The organism is Pararhodospirillum photometricum DSM 122, assembly GCF_000284415.1.
Classification (GTDB): domain Bacteria; phylum Pseudomonadota; class Alphaproteobacteria; order Rhodospirillales; family Rhodospirillaceae; genus Pararhodospirillum; species Pararhodospirillum photometricum.
This window is the reverse complement of sequence record NC_017059.1, coordinates 3725531-3742948: the sequence shown is the minus strand read 5'-3', so window position 1 is coordinate 3742948 and position 17418 is coordinate 3725531. Positions and strand designations below refer to the sequence as shown.

Sequence of the window (17418 nt, the reverse complement as noted above, 5' to 3'; positions counted from 1 at the left end):
GTTTGCCGGGGTCATGGGCGATGCTGACTCAAGCCCGGGGGAATAGGGACCCCTGCGCGTCGATCGGGGTGAGTAGGCATGGCTGTCGTAGGGAAATCGAGCATGGCCACGGAACGTCCTCGCCGTACCTTCGCCATTGAACGGACCATGCAGCGGCAGGCGGTGGCCCTGGAATTGGGCGTAGCCCTGCCAGCGCCGCAACAAGGGGCCTCGCGCGCCGCGCCGGCCCCCGACGCCACCGGCCTTATGGCCCAGCTCCTGACCGAGATCAAGGGCCTGCGTAAAGAGGTCGCCGCCTTGCGTGCCGCTCAGTCGGGGGAAGAGGCTGCCGAGTCAGGCATTGATGCCGACGAAGCGCAACTCCTGCGCATTGAAATCGCCGGCATGATCCGCTCCCTCGCCATGGCCAAACGGGAAATCGCCGAAATCAAGCATCCCATGGCCGATGAGGATCGAGTCCAGCGCGCAACCTTTGAGTTGGATGCCATCGTCGGCGCCACCGAACGCGCCACCCACCGCATTCTGGATGCCGCCGAGCGCATCAATATCAATTGCGATAAGGCCTTTAGCTTTCTGGGCGACGACGACGACAAAGTCATGGATGTCGTCAACAACATCGCCACCGAGGTGTTCACCATCATCGAAGCCTGTAACTTCCAGGATATCACGGGCCAGCGCATCTATCGGGTGGTCAAGACTCTGGAGTTTATCGAAGATCGCATTCGCAAGATTATCGAAACCTGGGGCGTCGCGGCCTTCGCCGATCTGCCCTTGCCCAAGGTTGATGTGGTCGTCCACACCACCGATGATCTGGTCGATGGCCCTCAGCTGGAAAACCAGGCCTTGAGTCAGGCGGATATCGATGCGCTCTTTGGCTAACAAAGGGCGGCTGGCGGCTTGGCTGCTGGTGCTCCCCCTCGGCGGCTGTTCCTATTTGAGCACCTTGTATGTTGCTCAGGACGCCTCCAAGCGCCTGCCGTCGGAAACTCAGCGCCAGGAACGCGCCTGTATCCAGGCCCGCTCCAACATGATCGCCGCCCGCGACCCCCTGGAGGCGCGGCGCTGGGAGACCTTGCGGGCCGATCTGGGCTGTGTTGAAGAGGCGGAGCCGCCCGAGGGGCGCTAGCTGGGCTTGGGCCGGTGGGCCTGCCTTCCGGTGGCACGACGGGGGGCGTCGCCCGTTTTGGAACGGCGGGGCTGCTGTCCCGGGGGGCGGGACTCGCGCCTGAGGCTGCTTTTTTCTTGATCATGATGAACTCTGGGGTGAGCGCAGCCTTCGCAAGGGCAGGGCTCTGCCTTCGATCGTCGTTTTTGGGGTTTTTTTAAGGGACCGGGGTATATCTCATCTCCAACAAGGCCATGGGGCGAGTCCTCTGGTGTTCCAGGTTTTCTTTCGTACAATTGCCGGATCTGGAACAGGTTGAACCATACACGGGGAGGTCCAGGGCATGACGGGAAAGCAGGTGTCTTTGGCGCTGGTGGCTGTCGTGCTCGCGGGGTGTGCTAGGGAGGAGACCCCCGAAGAGACCCATGCCACGGAGGAAACGGCGTCGCCTCGGGTCGAGGAAACCGGACCAGGGGTGGCCCTGCCGCTTTATGCCGTGGGGGATACTTATACCTTCGATAACCCGCGCGAGGTCTGGACCGTGTCGGGCTTTGATGACAAGGGCCGGGTGGTCTGGCGCTCGGATCTTGGCGCCGAACGGATCACCGCCTTGGATCCCCTCTTGCCCAGCTTGCGCCAAGCCACCCCGCAAGGCCTGTCCGTAGCCCGGATTGTCCACCGCGAGACCGATTTTTTCCCGCTGCGTCCCGGGGCGCGCACCACGTTTTCCGAGGCGATCGGCCTCAATGAACCCCCCTTCACCCAGTCCTTCAAGTGGACGTGTACGGCCGAGGCCTCTACCAGTCTGGAGGTCCCAGCCGGGCGCTTCGAGGTCTATCCCGTGGCGTGTGATCGGGACGACGGCTTGCGGGTCACCGCCTTTTATGCGCCATCGGTGGGCTATGTGGTGCGGCGCGCCTTGAGCCGACAAGGCCAGACTCTGGAGGAGCGCAGTCTTCTCGCCTTTGCCAACCAAGCCCAGGGCCCTGTCGCGTCCGGGATTGCCCAGGCAACGCTGGCGGCGCCCCAAGCCAAACTCGCTAAGGCTCCGTCGGTGGCTCCCGTCGTTGCGGCAGTGCCCCTCCCGTCTCAGCCCCTCCCGTCTCAGCCCCTCCCGTCTCAGCCCCTCTCGTCTCAGTCCCCCCCGGCAGTTCCCCCCAAGACCACGCTGGTGGCCGGCGCCACGGCGACCCCCAAAGCCTTGCCGGCTCCCGAGGCCCCCAAGCCGGCGGCCGACGCTCCCGCCGACGACCTTGGTTTGCAGCTTGCAGCGTTTCGCACCGAGGCCGGGGCCCGTCGGGGCTGGGGCGAAATGATGGAGCGCCATCCCGATCTCCTCGCGGGATTGAAGCCAGCCATTCGCACCGTCGATCTGCCGGGCAAGGGGGTGTTTTTCCGGGTTTTTGCCCACCCCATCGACCGGAGTCGAGCCCACGACCTTTGCGGGAAAATCGAAGATCTGAAGGTCCACTGTCATATCACGGCCTTGGAGTGAACAAGGCCAAAGGAGAACGAGCATGCGAACCGGTACGGCCGTCCTGGTTCTGGCGGTTGCCTTGCTGGCGGCCGGTTTGGGGGGAGGGGCCTTGTGGTCTTACACGGCCCTGACCCAGCGTGAAATCCGCTTGGCCGAGCTGTCCTTGGAAGTCACGCGGTTACGGGCGGCCCTGGCCTTGCTGGAAGAAGAGCGGCAGAGCTTGGAGGACCGCCTGGGGCCTTTGGAGCTTGAGCGCGACGCCGCCCGGGAAGCCCTGGCCCAACAGCGCAAGATCATGGAGGAAACCATGGTGCCGCGCGAAATCGGGGGCCACGCCGACTTTCCCATCCATCGCGGCATGGCGCAGGCCGGCGACACCCTGGCCTCTTTTGCCGCGCGTGAAGAGACAAGTGTCAGCGTTCTGAAGGCCCTCAATCCCTGGGTCGATGAGAGCAAGCCCTTCGCCGCCTATCAAACCTTGTGGTTGCCCCGGCGGCCTTGACGGTTGCGGGGAACGTGGGGCGCGGCAGCCTCGCGTTCCCCGAGCGACACGTCATAGGCCTAGGCTGAGTTGCCACGCGACCGGGGCGTCTCTTTTTGGTTCCAGCGAGGATAGGGTCACCCCCAGGAGGCGCACGCCCTGGGGGGCGGGAAGAGGGGAGCGAGAAGCTCCAACGCGATGGCCGCCAACTCGGCCGCCTCGCGCACGGGGTGGTCGAGGGTGCGGCTGCGGGTGACTTGGTGAAAATCGGCGTATTTGACCTTGAGCGTCACGGTGCGCCCCGTCAGGCCTTTCGCCTCGCCATGGTGCCAGACTTTGGCCGCCAGATCCCCAATTTCGCGCCGAGCCGGGGCAAGAGAGAAAATGTCCTCGGGAAAGGTATCCTCGGCCCCGATGGATTTGCGCTCCCGGTGGGGTTCAACCGGGCGGTCGTCGATGCCGCGCGAGATTTGATAGTACCATCCTCCCGATTTGCCAAAGTGCGCGCGTAGGAACTCGATGGAGTGGGCCCGCAAGTCCGCACCGGTCAGAATGCCGAGGTGTTCCATCTTCGCGGCCGTTGCCGGGCCGATCCCATGAAACTTCTTCACCGGCAACTGGGCGACAAACTGAGGGCCCCGGGCCGGGGGGATGACCGCTTGCCCGTTGGGCTTGTTCAGATCGCTTGCCATCTTGGCGAGGAACTTGCAGTAACTGATGCCGGCTGAGGCATTCAACCCCGTGACCTCCCGGATACGCTGGCGGATGAGCTGCGCGAGGGTGGTCGCATGAGGAATTCCCCTTTTGTTCTCAGTAACATCCAGATACGCTTCATCCAGGGACAACGGCTCGATCAGATCGGTGTGCTCGGCGAAGATGTCCCGGATTTGGGTGGAGACGGCGCGATAGACATCAAAGCGCGGCCTGACAAAGATCAGAGCCGGGCAGCGCCGTTTGGCCGTGACCGAGGGCATGGCTGAACGGACCCCGTAGGCCCGGGCCTCATAGCTGGCGGCGGCTACCACGCCCCGCGCCGCCGCTCCCCCAACGGCAACCGGCTTGCCTCTTAATTCAGGAGAGTCTCTTTGCTCGACCGAGGCGTAGAATGCATCCATATCGATATGGATGATTTTACGGATCGTGCGCTCTGTCTGAGACTCCCCGACCTCATCCTCAAGGTCCGACATGGCTCCACTTTATTCCGCCGGTGCGGGAGAACCCTCTGGGGCATAATTGTATGGAATTGTTCATGATGTTCAAGAGGGGGCGGGGTGGAGTCTGGAATCGGATGGAGGAAGCTGGAACGCGGGAAAGATAAAAAGAGAAGGCTGGGGAGGCGAGGCCTCCCCAGACCCCTCATTGACACTGCGGCTTCGGACGAGGCGGGGGTCCCCCAGGGAAGGGCGGGGTCTGGGGAGGCCCCGCCTTCCCAGCCTCCCTCGTCACCGCAATGGCCCTGCGGCGAGAAATGAGTCGGCCGCCTCGGAGGCTGACCAATCAGTGAGAACATAAAGTGAATATGGTGGGGGCGCGCAATATTTTTCCATTGTCCGCCCGGCGGGGCAGGTTCCCTTAGGGGAAGGACGGGAGTGGGGGGCTGGGACTGCGTCAAAACCTGCCGCGCCGCACCGGAAAGCTAATATTTTTACGCGAATGTTTGCAAAAAATAACTCTTTGACGATTATCGCCTCGACCAAACAAAAGGCGCCGGGAGGGTATTTTTATTGCGCCCTTCCCTAGAGGCGCGATGGTTCCTTTCCCTAGAGGCCGTTGACACGTAACGATTCTTCTACTTCCCCTTTCCCCAAGGGGAAGGACGCGTTCGTCTCGTGAAATACCGGGAGCCTTGACAGAACAACGCCAGACCGACATTACCGCCCCTCACCGCGCGGCCCGGGAGATGGTCTTCCGGGGCAGGGAGCCGCGCCAAGGATGAGGAAAGATCCCCTATGAGCTCTGTATCGCAAGCCGCCGCGCCCAAGCTGGGCAACCCCGGAGTGGTGGGCCTGGCGGGCTTCGGCCTGACGACTCTGTTGTTGCAGTTCCATAACCTGGGTTGGGCTGGTTTGGGCCCGGTGATCTGGACCGGCTTGATTTTTGGTGGTCTGGCCCAGATGATTGCGGGCCTGCAAGAGCAGAAATGCGGCAATAACTTCGGCTACACCGCCTTTACTTCGTTTGGCGCGTTCTGGATTGCTCTTGTCGGGATTTTCCTGGGCAATAAGTTCGAGATTTTCACCCTGAGCCACACCGATGTGGGCTTCTTCCTGCTGGCCTGGGCTTTGTACACCGCTATTTTGTGGGTGGCGTCGGCGCGGGTTCACATGGCCATGTTCCTGACCTTCACCACGCTTGAGATCGGCTTTGTTTTGCTGGTCTTGGAGAAATTTGGCTTTGGCGAAAGCCTGGGCTGGTGGGCTGGGGTTGATCTCAGCCTCTGCGCCTTGCTGGCGTGGTACATGATGGCCCACATCATCTTCCTCGACCTGTTCGGCCGCGACATCTTGCCGGTGGGCAAGCCGCTGGTCCACTGAGGAACCTGGGGAGGCCGCACCTCCCCAGTCTTTCCTTTTGCGGGCTGTCACGCCACCCCATCCGCGTTCTGTGGATCGGCGCCCCCCCTTGTCGGGAGAACCAAGGACCCCATCTAAGGCTGTAGACCAAAGGCTCAGTGGAGGTCCCGATGTTTTTCCGCCCCCGTCCTCCAACCCCGGCAGAGATCCCCGTCTCCCACCGAGAGCCGCCTCCACCGCCTCCTCCCGTGGCCCCGTTGCTGCGGATCCTCTCCAGTGATGCGGGACTGTCCGGCGTGAGCGAGGCCTCCTTGCGTTTTGGCGAGGACCCCGCTGCCCTTGTTCTGGCCTATGTCTCGCCCCACGTTGATTTCGACACGGTGACCCGGGCTCTCCAGCGTCTGGCGGCACCGGCTCCCGTGGTGGCGATCAGCACGGCGGGCGAGTTGTGTGGCCGGCCTGATGCCCCTCTCTACTGCGCCACGGGGGCCCGATGGTCCGGGGTGGTGGTCCAGGCTTTTTCCCGAGCGCTGTTCGCGCAGGTTTGTGTCCGGGCGGTGGCGCTGCCCAATGAGGACATTCGCTCGGGCACCCCGACCCTGGACCACGAGGCCCGGATCGCGCGTCTTGTGGAAACCCTGAAGGCGGTTCCTCCTCCCTTTCCCCTGGAGTGCCGCTCCACCGTGGCCTTGACCTTCATCGATGGGCTATCGTCGAGCGAAAACTATTTTATGGAGGCGGTGTATCGGTCGGGCCGTTTTCCCTGCCTGTTCATTGGCGGGTCGGCGGGCGGGACGTTTGACTTTCGCCAAACGCGGATTTTCGACGGCACCCGAGGGCTGGAAAACCATGCGGTGGTGATTTTTCTCAAACTGGCCCCGGATAAAAGCTACGGCGTCTTTAAAAGCCAAAATTTCCGCAAATCCGGCCGCTCCTTGGTGGTGGCGGATGCCGACCCGGACCAGCGCCAAGTCCATGGCGCCTTGCATCCCCAGACCGGGGAGATCATCCCGGTCCTCGACGCCCTCGCGCCGTTGCTAGGCACCACGGCGGACAAGGTGGGGGACGCGTTGGGAGGGCGGACGTTTGGCATCGAAATTGAGGGTGAGCTGTTCGTGCGCTCGGTGGCCCGCATTGACCCGGCGACCGGCAGCATGGGCTTTTTCTGCGACGTCAATCCCGGCGATACCCTGCTGCTTCTGGAGCCCACCGACTTTTACGATCAGACGAAAAGCGACCTGGAGGCGTTTCTCCGCGGTCGTCCCGCTCCAGTGGGAGGGATTCTCAACGATTGTATTTTGCGGCGCTTGAATAATAGTACCGATCTTGGACGCCTCGATCGGCTCTTTACCATGCCGGTTGCCGGGTTTTCCACCTTTGGTGAACTGTTCGGGATCAATGTGAACCAGACCTTATCCGCACTGTTCTTTTTCGATCAGCCCTCGGGAAACAGTGTGGACCCATTTCTTGACAGTTTTCCTGTGCACTACGCCCGCTTTTCCGATTATTTTACCAGGGCACGCTTGGCGCGTCAGACGATCTTGAACCAACTCCGCTCCCAGGTGATTCGCCGCCTGATCGACCATTTTTCTGCGGGCGCGGCCTTGCGTGAGCAAATTGAGCGGGCCGTCGCTCAGACCACCCAGGTGCGTCAGACCATCCAGTCCGTGCAGATGGTCATTTCAGACAATGGCAAGATCGACACCAGCGAGGGCGATGCCGATGCCTTGGTGCGGCAGTTTTCCCACCTGGGCGGCTCGGTGGGCGAGCTGCGCGAGATCCTGGCGACCATTGATGGGATTGCCAGCCAGACCAACCTTCTGGCGCTGAACGCCACCATCGAGGCGGCGCGGGCCGGCAGTGTCGGCAAAGGCTTTGCTGTGGTGGCCGGTGAGGTCAAGCATCTGGCCGGGGCCACCAAAACCACCCTGGCCCGCACCCAAACGGCCATCTCGGGGATTGAAACCACCTTGGGGACCTTGGGCGAGGATATCAACACCACCCGGTCGCGCTTCACGCAAGCGCAGGACCGCTTCCAGGGCATGGCCGATGGCTTACAGGAGGTGTATCATCATACCGCCGCCATTGAGGACGTCTTGGCGTCGCTGGCGGCCTTAATCAACAGCCGCACCGTGATTTTGCGCAGCATTGAGCACGATGTGGGCATTCTGACCCGTTTGGGTGGATAGAAGGGAAGGCTGGGAAGGCGAGCCTCCCCAGGTCCCTCAGCCCTTGGAGGAGGTCTTCTCAGGTCTGGCGCACCACGTCGGCCAGTTCCTTCACCACCCGCACGACGAGGCCCTCATCCTCTCCTTCGGCCATCACGCGGATCAGGGGTTCGGTGCCCGACTTGCGGATCAACAGGCGACCGGTCCCGGCCAGGGTCGCTTCCGCCGCCGCCACCGCCTCGCGGACCGAGGCCTGCTCCAGGACGCGGGCCGGATCGCGTCCGGCCACCCGCACGTTTTCCAGGCGCTGGGGCAAGGGGTCGAACAGGCGCAGGACCTCGGAGGCCGGCTTTTGCGTCTCCACCAAGGAGGCCAGAACCTGCAACGCGGCAATCAGGCCGTCGCCGGTGGTTCCATGATCGCTCATCACCACGTGGCCTGACTGCTCGCCGCCCAGGGTGTAGCCGGCCGCGCGCATGCACTCGACCACATGGCGATCGCCGACCTTGGTGCGCACCAGCTTCAGGCCAGCGTCAGCCAAGCACCGCTCCAGGCCTAAGTTGGACATCACGGTCGCCACCACGGTGCCGCCAGCCAAGCAACCCCGGCGCGCCCAGTCCAGGCCAATGCGCGCTAGGACCTGATCGCCGTCCACCACCTCGCCCTTTTCGTTGCACAAGATCACCCGGTCGGCGTCGCCGTCGAGCGCGATGCCCAGGTGGGCTTGTTCGTGGCGCACCGTGGCGGCCATCAGATCGGGATGCAGCGAGCCACAGCCGCGGTTGATGTTGGTGCCATCGGGCGAGACGCCGACGGTGACCACATCGGCGCCCAGTTCCCACAAGATGCGTGGCGCGACCTTGTAGGCGGCACCGTTTGCGCAATCGAGGACGATGCGCAGGCCATCGAGCCGCCGTCCGCGCGGGAAGGTGCCCTTGGCAACCTCAATGTAGCGGCCGGCGCAATCGTCCAGGCGTCGGGCCCGGCCCAGTTCATCGGGGGCAGCGCGATGAGCGTCCAGGCCGTTGGCCACCAGGGCTTCGATGGCGTCTTCCTGGGCGTCGGAGAGCTTGTAGCCATCCGCGCCAAACAGCTTGATGCCATTGTCCTGGAAGGGGTTGTGACTGGCGGTGATCATCACCCCAAGGTCGGCGCGCAAGGAGCGGGTCAGCAGGGCAACCGCCGGGGTGGGCAAGGGGCCCAGCAGCACCACGTCCATGCCCACACTGATGAACCCCGCCGCCAGGGCCGGTTCCAGGAGATAGCCCGACAAGCGGGTGTCCTTGCCGATCACCACCGTGTGGCGGTGGTCGCCGGAGCGCAGCAAGTGGCCGGCGGCCATGCCAATGCGCAGGGCGGTTTCGGCGGTCATCGGCTCCGTGTTCGCGGTACCCCGCACCCCATCGGTTCCAAACAGTTTTGGCACGTTGTGTCCTCGTCGAAGAAGGCTTTGGACTCGGGAACGCCGGGCAGCCCCGCGTCCTTAACAGCGCAGCGCCCCGGCCATCGCCAGGGCCTGCGCCGTTTCCGCTACGTCATGCACACGCACAAGATGGGCCCCCTGGGCCTGAGCGGCCAAGGCAACGGCCAGTGATCCCGGCAGGCGGGCCTTCGGCGCCTCGGCCCCTGTCACCGCGCCAATAAACCGCTTGCGGCTGGCGGCAATCAGCACCGCCGGCCCCAGGCCCAGCAACAGGGGCGTCCAGCGCAAGATGTCGAGATTATGCTCCAGGGCCTTGCCGAACCCCAAGCCCGGATCGACGCACACCAGCGCATCGTCAAGCCCCGCAGCCCGGGCCCGCATCACATGGCCCTCCAGGGCATCGTAAACGTCGAGGGCGGCGTCCGCATAGCAAGGACGGCTCTGCATGGTGCGGGGTTCGCCTTGCATGTGCATGACAATAGTCGGCACGTGCAATTGAGCGGCCAGGGTCAAGGCCTCGGGGTCGGCGAGGGCCGTGATGTCGTTGAAGATGGCTGCCCCCGCCGCCAATGCCGCCGCCATGGTGCGGGGGTGGCGGGTGTCGATGGAGACCACCGCGCCCGCCTCGGCCAAGGCGCGCACCACCGGGACCACTCGGGCGATTTCGGTCTCGGGATCAACGGGCTGGGCGCCGGGGCGGGTGCTTTCGCCCCCCACGTCCAAGATGTCGGCGCCCGCGGCGCGCAGGGCCAGCCCATGGCGCACCGCCGCCTCCGGGCTGGCATGGTCGCCGCCATCGGAGAAGCTGTCCGGGGTGACGTTGACAATCCCCATGACGCGCAGACGGCCGGGCTCCAGGGTCAAGCCGGCAAACGGCGGCCGAGGCCGGCTCAGGCGGTCGAGCAAGGTTTCCAGCGTGGAGCGGGCCGGGGCGCCCTCGGCCTGCGCCCAGGCGTCGAGAGTGTTGAGGTCCACCACCGCGCGGGTCACCTGCTCGGGCGTTTCCGGCCGGCGCAGCATCACAACGACGTGGGTAAAGGCCCGATTTCGGTCGCCGGCCAGGGGGCGGGCCTGTCCCGAGGCGAGGAGGGCGCGGGCGGCCAGTCCCTGGGCGCCGTCCACCGGACACAGGCGCAGCGCCTGGGCCGGGTCCGGGGCATCCTTCCCAAGGAAGAAGCCCCGCCACGAGGGGGCGGGGCTGTCCGGGAGGGGCCGCTTGGCAAAAGCGGCCATGGGCTCAGGCTCCGGGTTGGGGCTGGCTGCCAAACCCGGCCGGGCCGCTGGTCGGCACCGAAGCCCGGCGTCCCCCCGAGCGCGGCGGCTGGGGGGCCGGCTCTTCCGGCCGATTGAGGGGCTCCCCGCGCAGCAGGCGGTTCACCTCTTCGCCCGACAGGGTTTCGTACTCCAGGAGGCCCCGGGTGATGGTTTCCAGGTCCTCGCGATGGGCGGTGAGGATTTCGCGGGCCCGGGTTTCGCCCTCTTCGACGAACAGGCGGATTTCGTCGTCGATCAGGCTGGCGGTCCGGTCGGACACCGACTTGTGCTGCGTCACCGAGTGGCCCAGGAAAACCTCCTCCTGGTTATCGGTGTAGCGCAGCGGGCCCAGCTTATCCGAGAAGCCGAACTCGGTGACCATCCGGCGGGCCATTTCCGTGGCCTGCTTGATGTCGTTGGAGGCGCCGGTCGTGACGTTTTCCGGGCCGTAGACCAGTTCCTCGGCGACGCGACCACCAAAGGCCATGGCGATACGGGCCTTCAGTTCCTTGAGCGAGTAGCCGTAGCGGTCGCGCTCGGGGAGCGACATGGTCACGCCCAAGGCGCGGCCGCGCGGGATGATGGTCACCTTATGCAGGGGATCGTGGCTTTCCTGCTTCAGGGCCACCAGGGCATGGCCGGCCTCGTGGTAGGCGGTCTTTTCCTTTTCTTCCTCGGTCATGACCATGGTGCGGCGCTCGGCGCCCATCAGGACCTTGTCCTTGGCCTCCTCGAACTCGCTCATGGTCACCACGCGCTTGCCCTTGCGGGCGGCCAGCAAGGCGGCCTCGTTCACCAAGTTGGCGAGATCGGCGCCCGAGAAACCGGGGGTGCCCCGGGCAATGACCTTGGGATCCACATCAGGCGCCAGCGGCGTTTTGCGCATGTGAACCTTCAAGATCTTCTCGCGCCCCATGATGTCGGGGTTGGGCACGGTGACCTGACGGTCAAAGCGGCCCGGGCGCAGCAGGGCCGGGTCGAGAACGTCGGGGCGGTTGGTCGCGGCGATGAGGATGACGCCCTCGTTGGCCTCGAAGCCGTCCATCTCGACCAGCAACTGGTTGAGGGTTTGCTCGCGCTCATCGTTGCCACCGCCGAGCCCGGCGCCGCGATGGCGGCCGACCGCGTCGATTTCGTCGATGAAGATCAGGCAGGGCGCATTCTTTTTGCCCTGCTCGAACATGTCGCGCACGCGGCTTGCGCCGACGCCCACGAACATTTCCACAAAATCCGAGCCGGAGATGGTGAAGAAGGGAACGTTGGCTTCGCCGGCAATGGCGCGGGCCAGCAAGGTTTTACCGGTCCCCGGCGGGCCCACCAGGAGCACACCCTTGGGAATCTTGCCGCCCAGGCGCTGGAATTTCTGCGGGTCGCGCAGAAACTCGACCACTTCTTCCAGTTCCTGCTTGGATTCGTCGATGCCCGCCACGTCCTCGAAGGTCACCCGGCCGGTTTTTTCGGTCAGGAGCTTGGCCCGTGATTTGCCAAAGCCCATGGCCTTGCCGCCGCCTGACTGCATCTGGCGCATGAAAAAGACCCAGACGGCAATCAAAAGAAGGAAGGGGAACCAGGAGATCAGCACGCTCCATAAGGTGGGAACGTCGCTTTCCATGGGCTTGGCCGAGATCTGCACCCCGCTTTGGCGCAGGCGCGAGACCAGTTCGGGATCGAAAGGCGCGTAGGTCGAAAAGGCGCTGCCGTTGTTGAGATGACCGCTGATCGATTCGCCCTTGATCACCACATCGCGCACCTCGCGCGTTTCAACGCTGGCCAGGAAGTCCGAATAGGGAATGGTGGACACCGGACCTTGCGGGGCCGAGGTCTGAAACAGGTTGAACAGCACCACCAGAAGAACGGCGATGATGATCCACAGGAGCAGGTTTCTGCTGATGTTCAAGTGATTACCCTTTCGAGCCACACGCTGCGTCCGTCAACAGAGCGGACCGCTGGAGTGGAGGACAGGTCGAGCCCCAGGAGGGCCGCTAGGGGTGAATGTAGGGGGGGCCGATCGCTCCCTCAACCCGCAATCCCACGGGAACCAGCGGGAGTCTGGGCGCCGGTACCATCTTGACCCGTTGCAAGGCCGCCGCAAGGGCCCTTTTGGGGGCGTGATCTTCCCCAACTCCCGCCAGGCATTGCCCCGGGATGGCCAGCACGACCGGTCCCGGGGGCTTGCCTTTCGGCGAATCGGCAAGGCGGGGCAGGCCGGGCGGCGCGGGCAGGGCCACCAGAGCCGGCAGGCAAGCTCTCCCCACCAGCGGAGCGTCCGTCCTGCCATCAAAGGAGAGGGCGGCCGCCGCGCGGGGCCCCAGTGCCACCACGCCCAGCCCCGCATCTTCGGCCTCAATCCGCCAGCGGCCATCCCACCACACGGGACGTCCCGGGGGCAAGGGCGTGACGGTTTGATGGGACCGGCGCCATTCGCGACAAACAACGAGATGGTCGCGCCCCTCGGCCCGATTCCGTACTCCAAGGTACGTTCCCACGTGTTACTCACCCGTGCGCCACTCATCCCGAAGGATGCGTTCGACTTGCATGTGTTAGGCCTGCCGCCAGCGTTCGTCCTGAGCCAGGATCAAACTCTCAAGTTAACCTCGAAAGCCGAGCCTTTTCTCAATCACTTATACTTGGCCATAAGAACTTCAAAGGTATCGAACGAGTCGATATTCTTTTCGTCTTACTCAAGATGAGCGGTTGAGGAAGATCTCTCTTCCGACAGCGCCGGTCCCCCGAGAGCCGCCCGCCCATCTCTTTCGATCGCGTTTTCTTTTACAATGTCAAACAGCACACCGGCGAACCGGCAATATTGACTAACCACTTAGTTTCGACTACCGTCACATCGTCCGATGCTTCGTTCGTCGTCACCAAGGCGGCGGTTTTTACTAGCACCGCCCCACCGTGTCAACCACTTTTTTCAGGGCCGCCACACCGACCCGGTCGGTCAACCCGGAAGGGACAGAACCTACTCCCCACCGCGTTTCAGCGTCAAGCCCTTTTTCCCGGATCCGTTTAGCCGTTGTTCCCAAAGGGAAAAAAGCCGCTGCAAAACCCGGAGAACTCTCCTCCGAAACCCCTCGGCGCCGTTGTCGGTGCGTCGGGAGGGCGGGTTATAAGGACCTCGCTCAGGGAGCGCAAGCCCAAAAATCGAGGGGTCTGGGGAGGCCGCGCCTCCCCAGCCTTGGCTTCCCTGAACCCAACCATTTCGCGCGGGCGAAGCAGACCAAACCCGATGGCTCAATCCATATCAAAGTACCTATCCGCAACCCCTAACGAATGGATTCTTGCCAAGAGAAGGCCGGGGATATAACCATATTTACTGTAATGACAAAACAACCAAAGATCTGTTTATCGGTCGCGATCCTCCTTGCGGCGATGTGGCCCCATCACTGAACGCTTCTGGATGGCCCGTCCCCCCAAGCTCTTTATAGTGAAAGTGAATTCCATGGCCGAGGTTCGTCTTCCTCTGTTCATCGCCCTTGCCACCGGGATCGGAGGGGTCGTCGCCGCAGGTCTCTTTGCTGGCCTAACCACCTTGGGAAACGTCCCTGGCTTGGTTGCGGCAGCCCTGGTTGGCGCGGTGAGCGCCGCGACGACGTTTTTATTTCCTCGGACCTCCTCCCCACCACCTGTTCCAGAAGACTTAGGGAAAGAACACGTTGAGGTCACGAAATCCCTCCCCCCTCCCCCGACCTGGGTGCCGTTTGCCGACCTCATCGCTCAAGATTTGTCGGACGCCCACCAGTTTGCCGAGGCCGTTCGGGAGGATGCGTCGCTCATCATTCAGACAACTGACGATGCTTCCCGAACCATTATCAATAATCTTAAAGATATTGATGCTCGAATAGGCAATCTTTTGCGGTTTATTGATCAGTCAAGCTCGTCGGCTCGCGTTGAGGAGATTGTCGATCAAACCGAACGACGCCTCGCCGATTGTCGAGTTCTTCTTGACGAATTCTCCAAGCGTAAAACTCAGGATGCGGAGGCTGGGCTGGTGCAAAGCAGGAAAGCCCGCGAGCAGACCTCCCACGTTCTTGAGATGATTGACGCGGTGCGCGCGATCGCCCGACGCACCACGATGCTCTCCCTGAACGCCTCCATTGAAGCGGCCCGTGTGGGAGAGGCCGGAAGGGGGTTTGCGGTTGTCGCCGGTGAAGTGCGCCGCTTGGCCGGAGAAGTCCACAGCTTGGGAGGAGAGATGGAGGAGCGTGTTCACTCTCTGGTGTCCACGATCAACACCAGCCTGGACGCCGTGTCGGAGCATCGCACCCGGACCGACGCTCATACGATGAGCCAAGTTTCCGAGGCTTTGGGGGGGCTTGCCTCTAATCTTACAGCTCTTCTTGTTCATCAACGGGAGATCTTGGAAAAAGTTCACCAAGAAAACGAGATCATTGCCCAACCGATACTCTCTACATTGGGGAGTATTCAATTCCAGGATATGGTGCAAAAGACAATGACGCACCTTCTTGAGATGACTCAAGTGATCGACGTCCACTTAGATGATCTTGGCCATACCCTCTTGTCTGAGACTTCTCCTGCTCCCAGCGGCCCGCGCCTGTCCCACAAGCTCGCGCCTCTTCTCGCAAAAGCGCCGGGGGAAGGGTCCTCCCAACATCCCTTGATGCCACAACAGCCCAAGATTGAACTTTTCTAATTGCACCGCAGTACACTCACACTCCCCCTTTGCCTGGAAGCTCTCATGGCACAGATCCTTCTTGTTGATGACGTCCGGCTGGTCCGAGCCACACTGGCCAAGTTTTTGGCCTCGGTGGGCCATGAGGTGGCGCAAACGGATTCTGTCGCAGCCGCACTGAATCATGTTGAGAGCCATCCGGTCCATCTTGTGATCACCGATTTGTGGATGCCAGAGGCGGATGGACGCACCTTGATTCGAACCCTAGCCCAACGCCGCCCTCGCCTCCCCGTCATTGCCATAACCGGCGGCAGCCCCGGCATCACCGAGACCGATAGCCTGGAGGTGGCCCTGGCCGCCGGCGCCGTCTCTGTCCTCATGAAGCCGGTGACACGCCAGGATCTCCTTGGCGCGGTCGATCAAGCGCTTTGCTCCGTTCGCGAGAGCGCCGCGCGTTAAATCCGATCCAGTCAAAGCGGTTCCGGCCGTTCAGGTCTCGCTCTAGCCCTCCTCCCCCGGGTCGGTCGTCCCCGGCCCCGGGGACCTGCCGCTCATGATCAGAGCGCTTTCCGTCTTAGTGCTTCACACCAAAGGGCTTGCGCATGCTGTCATGGCCGTCTCTCTCCCTGCCTCCTGATTCGCATAACCACCAATCCGACGCCTCGGTTTTCCTGCCCGACACACTCAGCGCCTTGATCCTTGTCGGGCGGGGATCGGGGGAAGTCTTGGCATGGGCTGGGAACGCGCTTGCCTTGCTTGGGCGCGATCCTTTGGGGAGTCTGGCCATCGAGGTGATCCCCTGGCCCCTGCTGTCCCCGCTCCAGGCACCGGTGGCCGAAGACCGCCCTTTGCCCCACTGGCGTCGTTTTCGGCATGAGGGACATCTGCTTGATGCGACCCTGACCGCCGATGAGCGCCACCTGTTCGTGCTTCTCGAGCCGGTGCCGGAGCCTCCCGCCTTCGATGATCCTCTCTCTTTGCTCTGGCCGCTGACACAAACTCTGCACCGCGCCCCGTCGCCGGCCGCCTTGGCACGCGCCACCCTTGATGCCGTGGCGGTCCTGAGCGGCTATGACCGTGTGCGCTTGGTCCGCCTCAATCTGGACGGCTCCTCCCCGATGATCCTAGAGGCCGGCCCCCCAGGCCCGGACGCCCTGCCCTTTCCTCCTGAGCTTTTTCCTGGACGCAGCCGCCTGTTATACCTTCCCGATGGCGTCGGGACGTCCCGATGTTTTCACCCGGCGTGCTTTGACCATGTGGACGTCTCGTCGGCGACCGCTCCGGCGGGCTTTTGCCTCTCCCGGAAACCCGAAGCGGGCGCCCTTCTCGCCCTCCCCTTGCTGGAGGGAGATGCGGTTTGGGGACTGGTGATCGCCGAGCATCCCACCCCCCGGCCTCTGCCGGCCCCGGTGCGCCAAAGCCTGGGGATTGTGACCGAACACTGGGGGGGGAGGCCCGGAGCGGACCTTAGCAAGTCAGCAGCGGGCCCGAACAACCCGCGCTCTCGCCACCACCGAAACCTTGGGGCAACTGGCCGGCGGCATCGCCCACGAAGTGAACAACCTGCTGCAACCGATCAGCGGATATGCTGAACTGGGCTTGATGATCACCGAGAGCACCTCGGAGACCCACGACTTCCTGACCGAAATCCAGACCGCCGCCACCCACGCCGCCGAGTTTGTGCGCCAAGTGGAACGCTACGCCCGCCGTCATCGGCCGGTGACCACCTCCCTGGCGATCGGACCGGCGATCGAGGCGGCGCTGGCGCGTCTCCACCGGACGCTGCCGACCCTTGAAATTGATCTGGGGATGGCGCAGGACACCGGCGACGTGGTCGCGGATCGGGAAGGCCTGGAGGATTTGCTGGGAATTTTACTGCGCAATGCCTGGGAGGCCCAAGGGGGGCAAGGATGCGTGCATGTTCACGTGCAGGCAGCGCCTCCTCTTGACCCGGCGCCCTTGTGCCAAAATGCCGGTGCTGGGGTTCCGGCCCTGGACCTCATCGTGCAAGACCACGGCACCGGCATGCCCCCGGAGGTCGCGACCAACGCGTTTGCGCCGTTCTATTCCACCCGGGGAGCGGGGGAAGGACGGGGGCTGGGGCTGGCGATCGCCCAAGGCATTGTCGAGGGGTGGTGTGGCCAGATCTTCTTGACCACCGGTGTAGGCCGGGGGACGGAGGTGCGGGTGCGCCTGCCCCGGATCGGGCCGGGGTGGCACCCCGAAACCCCAGGGGCCTGTCCGCTGGGCCGGCGGGAGGCCTGCTTGCGCCAGGGGGTGCGGTTGAAAGCCCTGGGGGGAGACTGACCCGTAAAGAACGGCAGGCTGGGGAGGCGAGCCTCCCCAGACCCCTTTGTCCCGTGA

15 protein-coding genes are annotated in these 17418 nt (G+C 63.6%); 10 read left to right on the top strand and 5 right to left on the bottom strand.

What is annotated here, in order from left to right; translation table 11 throughout:
- Positions 1-102: 102 nt before the first annotated feature.
- The 4 genes from RSPPHO_RS16705 to RSPPHO_RS16690 all read left to right on the top strand — a co-directional run bounded on the left by RSPPHO_RS16705 (position 103) and on the right by RSPPHO_RS16690 (position 3084).
- On the top strand, positions 103-879 hold the full coding sequence (locus tag RSPPHO_RS16705) for a hypothetical protein (RefSeq protein WP_041796092.1): 777 nt from the start codon (positions 103-105) through the stop codon (positions 877-879).
- Positions 863-1126, top strand: a complete 264-nt coding sequence (locus tag RSPPHO_RS16700; protein WP_014416371.1) for a hypothetical protein — start codon at positions 863-865, stop codon at positions 1124-1126. The genes RSPPHO_RS16705 and RSPPHO_RS16700 overlap by 17 nt, the downstream gene beginning before the upstream one ends.
- Before the next feature lie 322 nt (positions 1127-1448).
- A complete protein-coding gene (locus RSPPHO_RS16695) occupies positions 1449-2600 on the top strand; it encodes an SPOR domain-containing protein (protein ID WP_014416370.1) in 1152 nt (383 codons plus the stop codon).
- Positions 2601-2622: 22 nt separating this feature from the next.
- Positions 2623-3084 (top strand): LysM peptidoglycan-binding domain-containing protein, encoded by a 462-nt coding sequence (locus tag RSPPHO_RS16690; RefSeq protein ID WP_014416369.1) that lies wholly within the window; start codon positions 2623-2625, stop codon positions 3082-3084.
- A gap of 116 nt (positions 3085-3200) precedes the next feature.
- On the opposite strand, the gene dinB is transcribed toward RSPPHO_RS16690, so the two are convergent.
- Positions 3201-4250: a DNA polymerase IV gene (gene dinB, locus RSPPHO_RS16685; RefSeq protein ID WP_014416368.1), complete on the bottom strand. Its 1050-nt coding sequence runs from the start codon at positions 4248-4250 to the stop codon at positions 3201-3203.
- A 762-nt stretch (positions 4251-5012) separates the two neighbouring features.
- Here dinB and RSPPHO_RS16680 point away from each other — a divergent pair.
- Both RSPPHO_RS16680 and RSPPHO_RS16675 read left to right on the top strand, forming a co-directional pair.
- The gene (locus RSPPHO_RS16680) at positions 5013-5597 is read left to right on the top strand and encodes an acetate uptake transporter (RefSeq protein WP_014416367.1); all 585 of its coding nucleotides are present in this window, start codon (positions 5013-5015) and stop codon (positions 5595-5597) included.
- A 149-nt stretch (positions 5598-5746) separates the two neighbouring features.
- A complete protein-coding gene (locus RSPPHO_RS16675) occupies positions 5747-7765 on the top strand; it encodes a methyl-accepting chemotaxis protein (RefSeq protein ID WP_157879289.1) in 2019 nt (672 codons plus the stop codon).
- Between the two features lie 58 nt (positions 7766-7823).
- Here the strand turns inward: RSPPHO_RS16675 and glmM are convergent, their stop codons facing one another.
- The 4 genes from glmM to RSPPHO_RS16655 all read right to left on the bottom strand — a co-directional run bounded on the left by glmM (position 7824) and on the right by RSPPHO_RS16655 (position 12907).
- On the bottom strand, positions 7824-9170 hold the full coding sequence (gene glmM, locus RSPPHO_RS16670; RefSeq protein WP_014416365.1) for a phosphoglucosamine mutase: 1347 nt from the start codon (positions 9168-9170) through the stop codon (positions 7824-7826).
- 57 nt (positions 9171-9227) lie between these two features.
- A complete protein-coding gene (gene folP / locus RSPPHO_RS16665; RefSeq protein ID WP_157879288.1) occupies positions 9228-10400 on the bottom strand; it encodes a dihydropteroate synthase in 1173 nt (390 codons plus the stop codon).
- 4 nt (positions 10401-10404) lie between these two features.
- Positions 10405-12318 (bottom strand): ATP-dependent zinc metalloprotease FtsH, encoded by a 1914-nt coding sequence (gene ftsH, locus RSPPHO_RS16660; protein WP_041796090.1) that lies wholly within the window; start codon positions 12316-12318, stop codon positions 10405-10407.
- Between the two features lie 85 nt (positions 12319-12403).
- Positions 12404-12907, bottom strand: a complete 504-nt coding sequence (locus tag RSPPHO_RS16655; protein WP_162138071.1) for a hypothetical protein — start codon at positions 12905-12907, stop codon at positions 12404-12406.
- 956 nt (positions 12908-13863) lie between these two features.
- Here RSPPHO_RS16655 and RSPPHO_RS16650 point away from each other — a divergent pair.
- The 4 genes from RSPPHO_RS16650 to RSPPHO_RS16635 all read left to right on the top strand — a co-directional run bounded on the left by RSPPHO_RS16650 (position 13864) and on the right by RSPPHO_RS16635 (position 17361).
- Positions 13864-15075 (top strand): methyl-accepting chemotaxis protein, encoded by a 1212-nt coding sequence (locus RSPPHO_RS16650; RefSeq protein WP_041796086.1) that lies wholly within the window; start codon positions 13864-13866, stop codon positions 15073-15075.
- Between the two features lie 45 nt (positions 15076-15120).
- The gene (locus RSPPHO_RS16645) at positions 15121-15513 is read left to right on the top strand and encodes a response regulator (protein ID WP_041796084.1); all 393 of its coding nucleotides are present in this window, start codon (positions 15121-15123) and stop codon (positions 15511-15513) included.
- Positions 15514-15656: 143 nt separating this feature from the next.
- The gene (locus tag RSPPHO_RS16640; RefSeq protein ID WP_041796081.1) at positions 15657-16646 is read left to right on the top strand and encodes a GAF domain-containing protein; all 990 of its coding nucleotides are present in this window, start codon (positions 15657-15659) and stop codon (positions 16644-16646) included.
- Positions 16576-17361 (top strand): sensor histidine kinase, encoded by a 786-nt coding sequence (locus tag RSPPHO_RS16635; protein WP_014416359.1) that lies wholly within the window; start codon positions 16576-16578, stop codon positions 17359-17361. Before RSPPHO_RS16640 ends, RSPPHO_RS16635 begins: the two co-directional genes overlap by 71 nt.
- The last annotated feature ends 57 nt before the right edge of the window (positions 17362-17418 follow it).